This is a genomic window from Gimesia aquarii, from assembly GCF_007748195.1.
Classification (GTDB): domain Bacteria; phylum Planctomycetota; class Planctomycetia; order Planctomycetales; family Planctomycetaceae; genus Gimesia; species Gimesia aquarii.
Genome location: NZ_CP037920.1, coordinates 5388175 through 5403267 on the forward strand (window position 1 = coordinate 5388175; position 15093 = coordinate 5403267).

A 15093-nucleotide genomic window follows, 5' to 3' on the forward strand; every position below is an offset into this window, starting at 1 on the left:
CGAATTCTACCTCTGCAAATTCTTGTCTTGACTCATGTATGCCCTTTTGAATACTTGAATTCAGATCTGTGTTAATCACCTATTGATAGAGGGCCAAGAAATGGTAGGTAATGCACTCTGGCCGAAACCAGAGAAGACAAATAATCATCATGAAAAGACTTCCCCAAAAATAAAGGTTCGTGAAACAAAGGTCAGCATCATCATAGGTGCCAGGAATAATGCACCTTTTCTTTCAGATGCCATTGAATCAGCACTCAACCAAAGCGTCCCCTGTGAAGTCATATACTCAGATGACTGCAGTTTTGACGAGTCACTCAAAATTGCAAACCGCTTCAAAAATCAGGGGTTAATTGTTGTTAATTCTGCTTTCCACCGAGGAGTCTGCGACGCAAGAAACGATGGTGTATCTAGAGCAACAGGTAACTATTTACTTTTTCTGGATGGTGACGACATACTCCCACCAGACTATGTAAAAAAACATCTGAAAGAAATCACTTCTATCACTCCGTTCGTATATGGCGATGCCAAAGCTTTTGGTGATTACTCCACACTTTGGGAGGCACCTGAGTGGGAAACTGGTAAACTCTGGTTGAGAAACTTTGTTAACACTTCTGCTCTTTGGAATCGCCAGGCATTTGAAACGGCAGGTCGCTGGAGAAATAAAATCAATACCATGTGGGACTGGGATCTGGCCCTTCGAGGATCGAGATTAGGTACACCCGCGCGTAGCAAAGCCATACTAAAATATCGCCAACATTCCAGATCCTGGTCTGCAAATATACAAACAAAGTATAAACAGCGACAGGAAAATCTACTGCCACAAATGCGTCGCATCTGTTCGAGACTCAGCGTAGGTTCGATATTCAGTGGTAGGCTCAGTAAATTTTTTCCACATTGGATGTCTTCAGTTGCTCAGGCAGTAAAGCTAATCGACAGTTCTGAACCTGTTGAATTGGTGATACTTGATAATTCAAATGATCCAAAAGCTCTTTCTATGATTAGATCTGAATCCAATCGATATCTGAATACTTTTGAAACCATCAGGATTATACCTCATTCGGTAATGATAAACTTTTCAAATGAGAAAGAGCGAAGAAATCAAGTTGCTCAATTTATGGCTCATGCCTGTAATCGATTACGTGTTGAAATGAGAGGTGACATTCATTGGCTCATTGAAGACGATATCCTTGTCCCCGTTGAAGCAGGTGTCAATCTAATTGAACAATTGACAGCAGGATGGATTCCTCCTAATGCCGTTTCTGGTTGCTATCGAAATCGTCATGTAGAAACACAATTCGTTGGAGGACATTTTGACGATTATCATATCGTTAATGCTTTTTCAGAAATTGGTACTGAGACAAGTACGGTTGATTACTGTGGGACAGGTTGCCTGATGTTTTGGAAAGATAGAACACCTCAATACTGGGAGAGCCATTATCGAAATGTACCTGCACACGACTGGGAGTGGTGTGCAATGTTAAAGCAATCGGAAGGAAAAATTTTAATGCTACCTTCCGTTCACTGCGGCCATGCCAGAACCCCTGAGGAGATTCTCTACTAAGGAGATCTGAACTGAGGGCATAGCAGATAAAAATGCACAGGCCCACAAACACAATGATAGGAAGCAGGCACTAGTCCCCTAACTTTGCGCGCTGATTGAAGCAAGGGGCCTGTGCAATTTTGTGAAAACTTCATTTATGCAAATCGCAATAATGACGAGCACCCTCTATATGCATATAGTGACTCAAAGTAGATTTCTTCCCAAGAAAAATCATAAATTTGATAAATATTGATAAAGAACAAAAAATCATATATTCACAAAGAGATATTATTTTGAACAGGTAACAAATTTTTCATCTCATTTCTAGGCTAATATTCACTTAATTGTTTACTGTATCAGAAAAAAGTATACAAAAAAACCCCTTCTCATCCTAGTCCATTTTTCCCAATTATTTCTTAATAATATATTACTTTTATCTGAAAACCAATTTTCTCAATCTATCATATGAACAAAAAAAACCAACTAAACATTATTGTACATTCCCTTCTTTTATCATCAAAAATGAGTCCCACTTCGTTTTTATTTGACATTTTATTGTTAACAATTTACAAATATAATATTATTTAGACGTTGATCTATTCCAATTCAGATCACTTGATCAATTCGTTACTTACCAATTCAGGGGGAATAATCATGCAACAAGCTACCAAGTCAAAGGGATTCACCCTTATTGAACTCTTAGTCGTGATTGCCATCATCGCAATCTTAATTGCTCTATTGCTCCCCGCAGTTCAACAAGCAAGAGAAGCAGCACGTAGAAACACCTGTAGAAATAATTTGAAACAGATTGGCCTCGCTTTTCATAATTACCTTGAAACACACAAGGTTCTTCCTCCAGGATATATCCAAACTAGTCAAAGAAACCGTAATGAAGCAACTTGGATCTCTGTTCTACTCCCCTTTATCGATCAAGCGAATCTCTACAACACGATAGACTTCAATGCTTGCTTTGGATGTACTAGTGTTGGTGGCACAAACTTTGAGTTGATTTCAAATCCGATTCCCATGCTGCAGTGCCCTACTGATCTTCCTGTTCCGTCTCTCCCTTTTAATGTGTTTGCTAGAGGAAATTATGCTGCCAGCAATGGAATTGGACCGCTCATTTCCGGCTTTGGTATCGATCCCAGTCCCCCTACACGGGGTCCCGTGGGAGCTTTTGATCAGAATTCTGCCAAAAGAATGCGAGACTTCCGCGATGGTAGCAGTAATACAATTGTTGCTTCAGAATTAAGAAAAGTTGAAAACGGAACTGACTTTCGCGGAGTATTACATTATCCCGAAGGTCCTTTTATCCATCATAACTATACACCAAATTCTAATGTTCCTGATCAATTACGTATTGCCTTCTGTGATACCAATGCCAAACCAGCATGCACAGGCACTTACACTGCTTTCAATAACAGGAATTTACTTTATTCTGCACGCAGTCTGCATGATGGAGGCGTTCACGCACTTCTTGGAGACGGGGCTGTCCGTTTCGTTAGCGAAAATATTGACTTAAATACCTGGCAATACCTTGGTGATCTGAATGATGGAAATTCGATTGGGGAGTATTGATTAACTTTAATGTGAAATCAGATTTATCAATGGTAGCCATGATATCGATTCGCTTACAGAATCCTGCTTCGGTCAATATTCATATTTATCTTTGAAATCACTGTTAAGGAATTACTTCCAGATGGCTTTAGATTTTTTCAATTCATCTTGTCGAAAACTATGTTTGACTTCACTCATTTTTTCAAGCTTAGTGGTTCATTCTTCAAGTTGTTCTCGTTCTGATAATAACTCTCCAGAACGTGCAGCAATCAATGGTCAGATTAAATTTAAGGGAGAGGCTGTTGAAGATGGCATGATTACATTTACGCCTCTCTCACCCACTGTTGGTCCTTCAACAGGTGCCAAAATTAGAAAGGGCTCTTATTCAATTTCTCAAGAATCTGGTCCTGTCGTCGGGATGAATCGTGTAGAAATCACCGCATATCAAAAAACAGGGAAAAAAATTGAAGCAGGAACTCCCAACCCACCAGGTACGATCGTGGATGAATTAAATCAATTCATTCCCAAAGAGTATAATGCGCAGAGCAAAATAACGATTCAAATCAATACTGGGAATAATGAAAATAAAGACTTTGATCTCGTTAAAAAATAGAAATCTTTTTGATTATTTTGTTATCGTCCACCACAATTAGATTGGACATCTTTTAAAAAGTAAATCACCCATAGTCTAAGGAAAATCAATGAAGGAATCTCAGTTAGTTCGAGGGCTGGGCGAACAGATAGTAGAACGTCTTAGAGAGGATATCTTTTCAGGGAAAATTGCAGAAGGAGAGCGTTTACGTGAAATCGATTTGGCCAAACGATTTGCCGTTAGTAGGGGGCCAATTCGTGAAGCGATTCAGCAACTTGCCTGGGAAGGAATTGTAGAAGCAGATCGCAACAAGGGAGCGATCGTTTCAACATCTGCTCCTAATGAAATTTCAGAACTGATCATTCCACTTAGATGTACGATAGAAAAATATGCAGTGCGACTTTTTTTTGATAGTTTGACAGAAGAAGATTTTTTGTTGTGGGATAATATTCTCGAAAAAATGAAGTTTGCCTGTGAAGCACAAGATTTTGCGTTGATTTCGGAACATGATATTGCCTTTCACCGTGCTTTAGTCAACCGATCTCATTCTCCCGACCTCTTAGCAATCTGGTCTTCCATCGTGTCCCGAGTCCGAAGACATTTTCGTGAGTCTCATTTGAAATATACAAAACCAATTCAAATCTACGAAGAACACCTGCCGATTATTGATGCTTTAAAAAACAAAAGTCTGGCGGATGCACTACAGGTTATTGAGGATCATATTGAATAGAGCAGTAATAAAACGAATCATGTCTTTTAAAAACAAACTATCAATAGCGAGTCAAAGCCTTGGAATCCTTCTGTTAGGACTCTTCTCTGAGCAGGCATTAGCAGTAAACGATCAAAATAATTCCATTCAACGGGAGCATTATTTTGAGCAACACGTTCGACCGCTCTTGATTAAACACTGTCTCAAATGCCATGGTCCTAAGAAACAGTTTGCAGAATTTCGGCTTGATACGCGTGCGAATCTTCTCAAAGGTGGAGAAAGTGGACCGGCAATCAAGGTGAATCACCCTGGTGAAAGTCTCTTAATGAGCGCGATCCGTCGTGAGTCACTTGAAATGCCTCCCGACAAACCATTATCTAAAACAGACATCGAAGTTTTAGCGACGTGGATCAAAAACGGTGCCATCTGGCCTGAGAAAGTAGTGATCGGAACTTCAACCAAAGTCGATTTTTCTAAACATTGGGCATTTCGCCCCATTCGAAATCCCATTCGACCCTCTGTGAAAGATACTCTCTGGCCACAAAATGATATTGATTATTTCATTCTTTCAAAACTGGAACAGAATCGACTTAAACCATCATTACCCGCAAAACCGGCTACCTTACTCCGCAGAATGATTTGGGATCTTACCGGCCTGACTCCCACGTCTGAACAGATCAAATTATTCTCAAAAAGGATTTCGTCTCAGTCAGCCGATTCAATAATCGACCAGCAACTCGCCTCCCCACATTATGGAGAACGCTGGGGAAGATATTGGCTTGATTTGGCCCGTTATGCAGACACCAAAGGCTATGTATTCTTTGAAAAACCTATTTTCCATTCCGCGTTTACCTATCGAGACTACGTGATTAATAGCTTCAATAAAGACAAACCGTTCAACCAGTTTGTCATGGAGCAATTAGCCGCAGATTTTCTGAAAGATGAAATCCCACACGAGTCCCAAGCAGCACTCGGATTCATTACCGTTGGTCCAAGACTTAAAAATGATATCCATGATATTATTTCAGACCGAATCGATGTCGTCACACGTGGACTACTAGGTTTGACCGTAGGCTGTGCACGTTGCCATGATCATAAATACGATCCTATTTCAATTGAAGACTATTACTCTATGTATGGAGTCTTCCGAAATTCTCTCGAACCGATTCATCTTCCATTTCTTAAAAAAAACAAGATCCCTGATCATCTAGCGACACAGGTGCAGAATATTAAACTGGCTGCAGAAAATTTAGAAGAACTCTACAAGAACCAACATACAAAAGTATCACGAGATGCACGCCAGAGACTGTCAGAATACCTGAGCATAGCACAATCTCGGAGAAGTGGTCCGGATACCGTCAAATTTGATGTGATTGTTGATGGTGATGACCTCAATCCGGAAGTCTTATTAAAGTGGCAGGAGTTTCTAGATAATTCTGAAAAAACTAACTCCCCCGTATTTTCGATATGGCATCAGTTGGAACATATTCCCAAAGAGAATTTTTCCGCTCAATCAAGACGCTTACTTCAAAAGAAAACGAGTGACGATAACGTTGATGCTGTAGTAAGACTGATTGCCAACTCTCTATTACAATCAGAACTTGATCGTTTTCAAGATGTGATTTCCGGCTACGCAAAACTATTCAAGCAAGTTGATCAGGAATGGGACCACTGGATTGCCGAAGCGTCTAAACCGGGAAGTACTTCAAAATCCATCCCGTTTGCACCTGAAAAACAAGTATATCGTCAAGCCTTTTATAGCACCCACTCACCGTTAATCACTTCTTTACACGGATACACGGTTTTAAAATTATTTCCTGACAGAAAGTTACAAGAAACCGTCAAAAAACTTAATGCCACTCTAGATAAAGCACGGGCAGCCGCCCCTGTTGAACTGGCTCAAATGATGGCACTCACTGATGCGAATCAAATCATCGAACCACGAGTTTTCAGGCGTGGAAATCCGGGAACTCCAGCTCAACCAGTTCAACGGCACTATCTGACCTTTTTCAATCAGGTATCCGACAAACCGTTTACACAAGGAAGCGGAAGACTGGAATTAGCTAAAGCGATTGTTTCGCCTCAAAACCCTTTGACCACCCGCGTGATTGTGAATCGCATCTGGCAGCATCACTTTGGTCAAGGAATCGTTACTACCCCGAGTGACTTTGGGATCCAGGGAGCTTCCCCTTCTCATCCGGAACTCCTGGACCATCTGGCAATCTGGTTCATGGAAAACGGATGGTCGATCAAAAAACTCCATCGCTATATCATGCAGTCGGCGACCTATCAACAACAGAGTCTCTCACATGCTTCAGGAGAGAAAATTGACCCAGCCAACAAATTTTTATGGAGAATGAATCGTCGACGTCAAGACTTTGAAACAATGCGTGACACATTGCTCCAAGTCAGCCATCAACTGGATACTACAGTTGGCGGTAAGTCAATCAAAGGTATCGTATCGAAATCCAACAAACGCCGCACAATCTACACATTCATTGATCGTCAACGCGTTCCCGGACTGTTACGTACCTTTGACTTCCCTTCTCCTGATGTCAGCAGTGGAAAACGAAATTCGACTTCTGTTCCTGGACAGTCTTTGTTCCTCATGAATCATCCCCTCGTACTGAAATCTGCTCAAATTCTAGGAAAAGAAGCGCAGCGAGCAGGCAATCCAACAGCTGGTATCAGGCAGCTCTATCAAAGTATTTTGCAACGTAAGCCAACTCAGCAAGAACAAAATGACATGCTTCAGTTCCTGGAAACAGAACCCGTTCCTAAAAAACAGTCTCTGATTGCAACGGCCTGGGAATATGGTTATGGGATATATGACGAGAACTCAAAAAAATTATCAAATTTTAAAGCGATACCTTACTGGAACGGAAAACAATATCAAGGAAGTGATAAGCTACCAGACCCAAAACTAGGCTGGGTCTTTTTAGATAAAACAGGAGGTCATCCGGGTAATGATATGAATCATGTCGCCGTAATTCGGTGGCGCGCTCCAGAAACGATGACTGTTTCGCTCAAGGGAATTCTCAAGCATGAAATATCACATGGAAATGGAATTCGTGGACGTGTTCTTATCTCTGGCGAAAAAAGATTAGGCCCCTGGAATGTTCACCAGAGTTCGGTCAAAACGACTCTCGAGAATATCGAACTGGAAAAAAATCAAACAATCGATTTTGTCGTCGATATTGCAGGTCATCTCGGATACGACTCGTTCGTCTGGTCGCCGGAAATTATTGCTCACCCTTCCAATTCGATAGCATTTTCCAAGACGGCAAAAAAACAAATGCCGATTCATCACTGGCATTATTCCCAGGACTTCAGAAAACCAGACACGATACAAATTACTCCCTGGCAAAGTCTGGCCCAGATTCTTTTGTTATCAAATGAATTTCAGTTTATCGATTAAATAAACGAGCATCACATGCAACATATCACTGAAAATAAACTACCAATTGATAGGCGTGAAATGTTAACGCAATCAGGCATGGGCATGGGAATGCTTGCATTAGCAGGACTAACCGCTAAGGAACACTTACAGGCTGCCAACACCACACATCATCGTCCCCAAGCTAAACAAATCGTGCACCTGTTTATGAATGGAGGTCCTTCACACGTTGATACATTTGATCCTAAACCATTACTTAAAAAGTATCATGGCAAGCCTCTGCCTAACCCCAATTTACCGACAGAGCGAAAGACTGCTGGTGCTCTGAGTTCTCCTTTTCAGTTTAAAAAATATGGTGAATCGGGAATTGAAGTCAGTGAGCTATTTCAAAGAACAGCTGCGCATATCGACGATATGTGTATTATCCGCTCGATGCATTCTGACATTCCTAATCATGAACCTTCACTTTTATTGATGAATTGTGGTGACAATGCTTTGCCGCGCCCCAGTTTCGGATCCTGGGTCAATTATGGTCTCGGTACCTTAAACGAAAACCTCCCCGGTTTCGTTGTGCTTTGCCCGAATGGTTTTCCTGTTGTAGGACCTAAAAACTGGCGTTCCGCATTTCTCCCGGGCTCTTTTCAGGGAACGCATTTAGATACAAAAGAAACTGATGTTTCACGACTCATCGAAAACATCAACAACCCGCAATCGCCGAAACGACAACGCCGCCAACTGGACCTGCTTCAGAAAATCAATCAGCGACATTTAGCAAATCGAGGACACGACTCACTATTGGAAGCTCGAATTCAATCTTTCGAACTAGCCTATCGCATGCAGTTTGAAGCATCAGACGTTCTTGATCTTTCAAAAGAACCAAAACATATTCAGGAAATGTATGGAGATGGATTACAAGGTCGACAATTATTGATGACTCGCCGACTGCTCGAAAAAGGTGTACGGTTCATACAAGTCTGGCACAGTGGCGGTCAGGAATGGGACCATCATAGTGGAATTGAAAAAGGCTTACGAAAGCTATGTGGTCAATGGGACCAACCAATTGCCGCGTTTCTGACTGATCTCAAACAACGCGGAATGCTCGATTCTACTTTACTGCTTTGGGGAGGTGAATTTGGACGAACCCCAGTCGCAGAACTTCCAGCGATGAATGGTCGTGATCACAATCATTATGGATTCAGCATGTGGATGGCCGGTGGAGGCGTCAAAGGTGGACATGTCCATGGAGCCACCGACGAAACAGGATTCGCTGCCTCCGAAAATAAAGTCCACGTCCATGACTTACACGCCACAATGCTGCATTTGCTCGGTATTGATCATGAAAAACTTACCTACCGCTATGCAGGCCGCGACTTTCGTTTAACCGATGTTCATGGTCATGTCGTCAAAGAAATTCTTGCATAATCTTACTTCTCACTCAAGGCACATAAAACACATGAAAATTGAACAAATCATTTGTCAAATTCTCAGATCAGGTTCCGTCACGAATAAAACAGCCAGTTGCCAGGATTCAGTTCTGGTTCGCATTAAAACAGACAATGGCCTGGAAGGCATCGGTGAAGCCGACTCTTCCCCGGAAGTCGTTAAAGCAGTGATCGACGCTCCCTATAGTCACAATGTTGCGTGTGGATTAAGAGAATTACTCATCGGAGAAAACCCACTCGAAACAGAACGACTCTGGCAGAAAATGTATCGCCATACAATGTACTTTGGCAGAACCGGTGTAACGATCACCGCAATGGCTGCGATCGACATGGCACTTTGGGATTTAAAGGGAAAACATTTTGGTGAACCGATCCACCGACTTTTGGGGGGGCAACACCATACGAAGTTTCAAGCCTATGCTTCGATTCTGTTTGGGAAAGATGGTCGAGAAACATGTGACATAGCACAGCGCTGGATTGAAAACGGATACACGGCTGTGAAATTTGGTTGGGAGCCGATGGGAGAATCGGAAAAGCTTGATATAGAACTTGTTGCTGGTGCCCGTGAAGGAATGGGAGATGGCATATTATTGATTGACGCAGGTTGTGTCTGGGACGCCCGAACTGCATTGCAGCGCGCACATGCATTTTCCGAATATAATATTGGCTGGCTTGAAGAACCCCTCTTCCCCCACGATATCGCTGGCTATGCCTGGCTCAAAGATCGTTCTCCCGTTCCCATTGCTGCTGGCGAAGAAGAATGCGGTCGTGAGTCATTCCGACCTTATTTTGACCAGAGAGCACTTGATGTCTACCAAATTGATCTGGCTCGTAATGGGTTTACCGAAGCCTCTTATCTGAAACAAAGAGTGGCTGAAATCGGTGCACGCCCTTGTAACCATTGTTACACCAGCCCAATCACCGTTGCAGCCAGCCTACACTGGTTAGCCACCTGCAAAGATGCGTTTATCTTCGAAGATTGTGTGGAAGATGAGCCTCTCAGACACGAGTTAACTTATGAGAAAGTACAAGCGGAAGACGGCATGATTCAAGTCCCAGATAGACCAGGGCTCGGGATCACGCTCAATGAAGATTTCATTGCAGCCCACGTCGTTGCAGAGTCAAAATAAAGTCCACAAATGATTTCCTCCCTCAATTAGTAGAATTAACATCATGTCTCAAACACCAATTCAAACAAAGATTGATTTCGACAAACCAGGAATCCAATGGAGTACTCTCAATATTCCCTTCTCTTATAATTTAAGCGGTTGGTCACAGCTGCAAATACCGATCTCTACAATTGGACATGGAGAAGGACCAACAGTTCTATTGATGGCAGGAAATCACGGCGATGAGTACCCGGGCCAGATTGCCATTATGAAATTAATGCAATCGCTGAAAATAGAACAGATTTCCGGTCGCATCATTTTTATCCCCGCGATTAATATTCCGGCTGCAAAAGCGGCAACCCGTCTCTCACCCATCGACGGTAAAAATTTAAATCGCTGTTTTCCCGGTGATGCAGACGGCACTGTTTCCGAAATAATGGCGCATTATCTGACTCACGAAATCTTTCCTCTCGTTGATGTCGTAATAGATTTACACACGGGCGGACGAGGGGTCTATTTTTATCCGTGTGCCCATATGCATCTGGTAGAAAATCTGGAACAACGTCGTCGAATGGCGTTGGCAACTGAAGCTTACAATACAGATTTTGCTTTTCTGTATGCGGATATTGCTGGAAAAGGTCTCTTACCAGTCGAAGCTGAAAACATGGGAAAAACCGTGGTCACAACAGAAATGGGAGGTGGCGAAGTCACTACGGCTCCCGTGCATCAAGTCTCACAAGCAGGATTGCGTAACGTATTGGTTCATCTGAAAGTCTTGCAGGGAGAAGAAAAAAATCGTACAGATTTAGGACTCCCTCCCACACGATGGGTGCAGGCTCTGAATGCAGAAGACTACATTTTTGCACCAGAGTCAGGGCTCTTTGAAAGCTTCGTGGATGTGGGATCCGAGGTCTCCGAGGGACAGCCACTGGGAGCGCTCTATTTTCTTGAACGTCCAGACCGTAAGCCATCAATTATTGAAGCGAACTCGAACGGGATTGCCATCGCCCATCGTGGCCCAACTCTGACCAGTCAGGGAGATATTGTTTTCTGTCTGGCTCATGATGTTGAAGAACAAGTGCTGAAAACATTTCAATAACAGAATACTGTTTCAACACCAGGAATGAGACACATGAGTTGGCTGGACTGGGTTATCGTTTTCGTTCTGAATGGATCGGTTATCGGTTTCGGATTTTATCTGGCCCGGAGTACCAAATCCAGTAGTGACTGGTTTCTGGGAGGACGTTCACTTCCCTGGTGGGGTCTGGGCCTCTCAATTTTCGCAACCAGTATCGATAATGCAGACGCCGTTTCATTGACCGGATATGCGTATAATCATGGCATGCATATCATCACAGCCTTTACACTCGCGAGCGTCTGTGGAGCAGTTCTGGCCTCATTTTTAGTTGTACCCGTTCTCTATCGAGGCGGTTTTTTTACTAACGCCGAGTATTTGGAAACACGGTATGGAAAATCGATTCGAACTATCAGTGCACTCATACAAATCCAGTACCGAACCAGTATGTTAGGTCTGATGATCTGGTCTATTTACTTGATGCTACAAGGGATCCTTGAATTTTCACCCATTCAATGTTGGACTTTAATTGTACTGCTGGTCATTTTTACCGCTGCCTATACAACCTGGGGAGGCCTAACCTCTGTTGTCTGGACTGATGCATTGCAAAGCCTGATCATGATGGCGGGCGGCATTACCATTTTCTGCGCAGTCTGGATGGCCAGCGGAGGTTGGTCTGCCACTATTGAAAAGCTATCTCAGTCAACGGACGCGAAGGGACAACCTCTGATTAACTGGTTACACATTGGTCAGTTTCAGGACAGTCAATCTACGTCTCCCTACTTGATTGTAATCGGCTGGACTATTGTGGGTCTTGGTTATTATACCGTCAATCATACACAAACCATGCGTCTCATGGGGGCGCGTTCCCTGTGGGATATGAAAATAGCAACGCTCTTTGGTTGTCTGCTCATTATGCCAATCATGATCGGAACGACATTAATGGGAGTCATGGGGCGTGTTCTAGTTCCCGAATTCACAGAGCATTCAGGTGCTGACCAATTATTCCCCTATTTTGCCAATCAGTTTTTAGCCCCTGGCTTTAAAGGACTGGTTGTAGCTGGAATTCTCTCAGCTGCGATCAGCACATTTGACTCAATTGGATCAGCTTTATCAGCACTCTTTACACGTGACATCTATGCTCGCTGGATTTGTAAAGATCAAACCGAAAAACATTATTTGGCAGTCACACGTTGGGCCACCATCGGTATCCTGCTGATGGGATTTCTTTACATTCCTTTCATCGTTCGCTATGACAATATGATTCAAGCATTTCGTACTTTAATTCCCATTTTTGTCACACCATTGTTTACGATCTATTTATTAGGAGTTCTGACACAAGTCCCTCGTCAAAGTGGCCTCGTTGGTCTCATTGCCGGTTCTGTGTTTGGATTATTCGGCTTCATTGATCGTGAATTCGTAGACCTCGAATGGCTCAGTCCCCTTCTGACTGAAAAATGGTATGCCTTCCCCTGCTCAATGATTGTAACGACCGTCGCTATGTTCGCCGCGGCTCTCAAGTGGGGATGGTTAAAAAAAGAAATACTCTCAGAAAAAGACATGAAATTATCAAAGCACAACTGGTTATCTGAAAGTCGCGAGTCCCTCCCCAGAATCAAAGATACACCATTTTCAAAACCACTCCCGCAGTACTTAAACCCAAACTGGTATGCAATCCTCTTAGTGATGCTATCATTCTGGATTATATTTGGCTTGTTCTGGTAAACAGAGTTTAAAGAGTACACTATCTATGCCTCGTTTCCCTATGAAACCTTATCGAATTCATACTGTCATGTGCCTGTTGACAATCGTATTTGTTGTTTCACTCTTCACATTAGAGTCATCTCTGGCGGCTACTCCTCAAGACATCGAATTCACGGCAAATTATGATCATACAAAACAAAACTATGTCATGATTCTGCCAAGAAGTTTCTCGGATCAAAAATCGTATTCGATATTAATTGCTCTCCACGGACATGGATCTGACCGCTGGCAATTCGTTCAAGATATGAGAGGAGAATGTAAAGCAGCTCGTGACATCGCTATGAAATATCACATGATTTATATTTCTCCCGATTATCGTGCACGAACATCCTGGATGGGTCCCAAGGCAGAATCTGACCTTATACAAATCATTGAAGATCTGAAAACGAAATTTAAAATTAAAAAAGTGTTCTTATGCGGTGGATCAATGGGCGGATCCTCGAGCTTGACCTTTGCAGCGATCCATCCCAATTTGATTGATGGAGTCGCTGCCATGAACCCCACCGCAAACCATTTGGAATACAATAAATTCCAACCCGCTATCCAAGCCTCATTCGGCGGATCAAAGCAGGATATACCACAAGAATATAAGAAACGCAGTGCAGAGTATTGGCCGGAAAAATTGACGATGCCCATCAGCATTTCAGTCGGTGGTCAAGACAAAATAGTTCCGCCAGATAGTGCTCGTCGTTTGGTTCGAATTCTCCAACAAATCAACAAAAATGTATTGTTGATTGATCGACCTCAACAAGGTCACTCTACTTCTTATAAAGACAGCTATTCCTTATTAGAATTTGTGATCCGAAAATCATCTCAGAGGAAATATGAACAATAATGCCGAGCGTTGGTTTACTGTCCAATTTGCGTTTCACTTCGCAACAGGTTACCACGATTCAACAGTTCCTCCGTAGGCACAACGACTTTAGGTTGTAACTGGTACGTAAATTCATGCCGATTTGTCACCTCAAACGGAAGCAGGTTATCTGAAACGGCATCCAGTGGAAAAACCTGGTACCAGGGCGTTTGCACTTTTTGCATTATCGTCTGCGTTTCGTAGCCATCTTTTGTCAGCGTGATCTCACTAGTAGAGTAGTAAGTAAAATCAACCGATGTCGGAGTATACCCGATTTCTTCTCCATCCACTTTCACAAGTGCTCCAGAAGGGATTGAGCGGATTGTCATTCTCCGATGCACGCAGCCGAACTGACCGAAGGTTATTAAGACCAACGCTAGCACGAGTACCCCACGTTTCATTGCGGTGTTGAGACAATCAGGGTTTGGTAAGCCAGAACCTGAATTCACAATCGGAAAGGGATGAGACATTGAAAACTTGGTAAGAAATGACAGGGACTCAAACGAACGAGACTCCAGGTTCCAGAACCTGAATCAAGAGCGGGGATTCTACTTTGGTTCTCACTTTCTGCCAAGAGAAGTTTCGATTGCAACGAGAGAAACCATTTCACATAAACACATTGTAATTAAAGACTTACAAACCATAACTTGTAACCGCCAATTAAATTGATTTCCGTGAACCTCGTTTGTACCACATGTTTCTTTATCTCAAGAAGCCTTAATTTAAGAGTTTTTCACAGTTCTGTTGATTATTTTGCAGACAAAAGTGGGTATCTGAGTCAGTTATCTTGAATTTCTAAGGCGAGCGTGCGATAAAGTGCGAATAAATAGTAAGTTATAGATCGCTGAGGCCAAAAAGCTCAGAGTTCAAATTCGGGACGTGGCGCAGCCTGGTAGCGCGCTACACTGGGGGTGTAGAGGTCGCAGGTTCAAATCCTGTCGTCCCGACTTATTTTTCTATCGCGCCAATTTCTTATGTTGGCTTAATGTCGCTTTCTAACGGTAGGAACAGTAAAATTGTGAGCCTGTACGGCCATAACACAATTACCTTCCGAG

The 15093-nt window shown here is 42.8% G+C and carries 11 protein-coding genes and 1 tRNA gene; 11 read left to right on the forward strand and 1 reads right to left on the reverse strand.

What is annotated here, in order from left to right:
- The first annotated feature begins 100 nt into the window (after nt 1–100).
- The 10 genes from V144x_RS20645 to V144x_RS20690 all read left to right on the forward strand — a co-directional run bounded on the left by V144x_RS20645 (nt 101) and on the right by V144x_RS20690 (nt 14020).
- A complete protein-coding gene (locus V144x_RS20645; RefSeq protein ID WP_144987707.1) occupies nt 101–1561 on the forward strand; it encodes a glycosyltransferase family 2 protein in 1461 nt (486 codons plus the stop codon).
- 633 nt (nt 1562–2194) lie between these two features.
- Nucleotides 2195–3118, forward strand: coding sequence for a DUF1559 domain-containing protein (locus V144x_RS20650; RefSeq protein WP_144987709.1), 924 nt, complete (start codon nt 2195–2197; stop codon nt 3116–3118).
- 121 nt (nt 3119–3239) lie between these two features.
- The gene (locus V144x_RS20655; RefSeq protein ID WP_144987711.1) at nt 3240–3710 is read left to right on the forward strand and encodes a hypothetical protein; all 471 of its coding nucleotides are present in this window, start codon (nt 3240–3242) and stop codon (nt 3708–3710) included.
- A gap of 88 nt (nt 3711–3798) precedes the next feature.
- Complete coding sequence (locus tag V144x_RS20660; RefSeq protein ID WP_144987712.1) at nt 3799–4419, forward strand: GntR family transcriptional regulator; 621 nt, start codon at nt 3799–3801, stop codon at nt 4417–4419.
- A gap of 19 nt (nt 4420–4438) precedes the next feature.
- Nucleotides 4439–7816 carry a PSD1 and planctomycete cytochrome C domain-containing protein gene (locus V144x_RS20665; protein WP_197998552.1) on the forward strand — a complete coding sequence of 1126 codons (3378 nt, stop codon included), beginning with the start codon at nt 4439–4441 and terminating at the stop codon, nt 7814–7816.
- Nucleotides 7817–7831: 15 nt separating this feature from the next.
- Nucleotides 7832–9217 (forward strand): DUF1501 domain-containing protein, encoded by a 1386-nt coding sequence (locus tag V144x_RS20670; protein ID WP_144987715.1) that lies wholly within the window; start codon nt 7832–7834, stop codon nt 9215–9217.
- A gap of 31 nt (nt 9218–9248) precedes the next feature.
- Nucleotides 9249–10367: a mandelate racemase/muconate lactonizing enzyme family protein gene (locus V144x_RS20675; protein WP_144987717.1), complete on the forward strand. Its 1119-nt coding sequence runs from the start codon at nt 9249–9251 to the stop codon at nt 10365–10367.
- Between the two features lie 43 nt (nt 10368–10410).
- The gene (locus tag V144x_RS20680) at nt 10411–11445 is read left to right on the forward strand and encodes a succinylglutamate desuccinylase/aspartoacylase family protein (protein ID WP_144987719.1); all 1035 of its coding nucleotides are present in this window, start codon (nt 10411–10413) and stop codon (nt 11443–11445) included.
- Nucleotides 11446–11478: 33 nt separating this feature from the next.
- On the forward strand, nt 11479–13146 hold the full coding sequence (locus tag V144x_RS20685) for a sodium:solute symporter family transporter (protein ID WP_197998553.1): 1668 nt from the start codon (nt 11479–11481) through the stop codon (nt 13144–13146).
- Between the two features lie 25 nt (nt 13147–13171).
- On the forward strand, nt 13172–14020 hold the full coding sequence (locus tag V144x_RS20690; RefSeq protein ID WP_144987723.1) for an alpha/beta fold hydrolase: 849 nt from the start codon (nt 13172–13174) through the stop codon (nt 14018–14020).
- A gap of 14 nt (nt 14021–14034) precedes the next feature.
- On the opposite strand, the gene V144x_RS20695 is transcribed toward V144x_RS20690, so the two are convergent.
- The gene (locus V144x_RS20695) at nt 14035–14508 is read right to left on the reverse strand and encodes a PEGA domain-containing protein (protein WP_144987725.1); all 474 of its coding nucleotides are present in this window, start codon (nt 14506–14508) and stop codon (nt 14035–14037) included.
- A 403-nt stretch (nt 14509–14911) separates the two neighbouring features.
- Here V144x_RS20695 and V144x_RS20700 point away from each other — a divergent pair.
- Nucleotides 14912–14985: transfer RNA gene (locus V144x_RS20700), tRNA-Pro, on the forward strand.
- Nucleotides 14986–15093 lie beyond the last annotated feature (108 nt).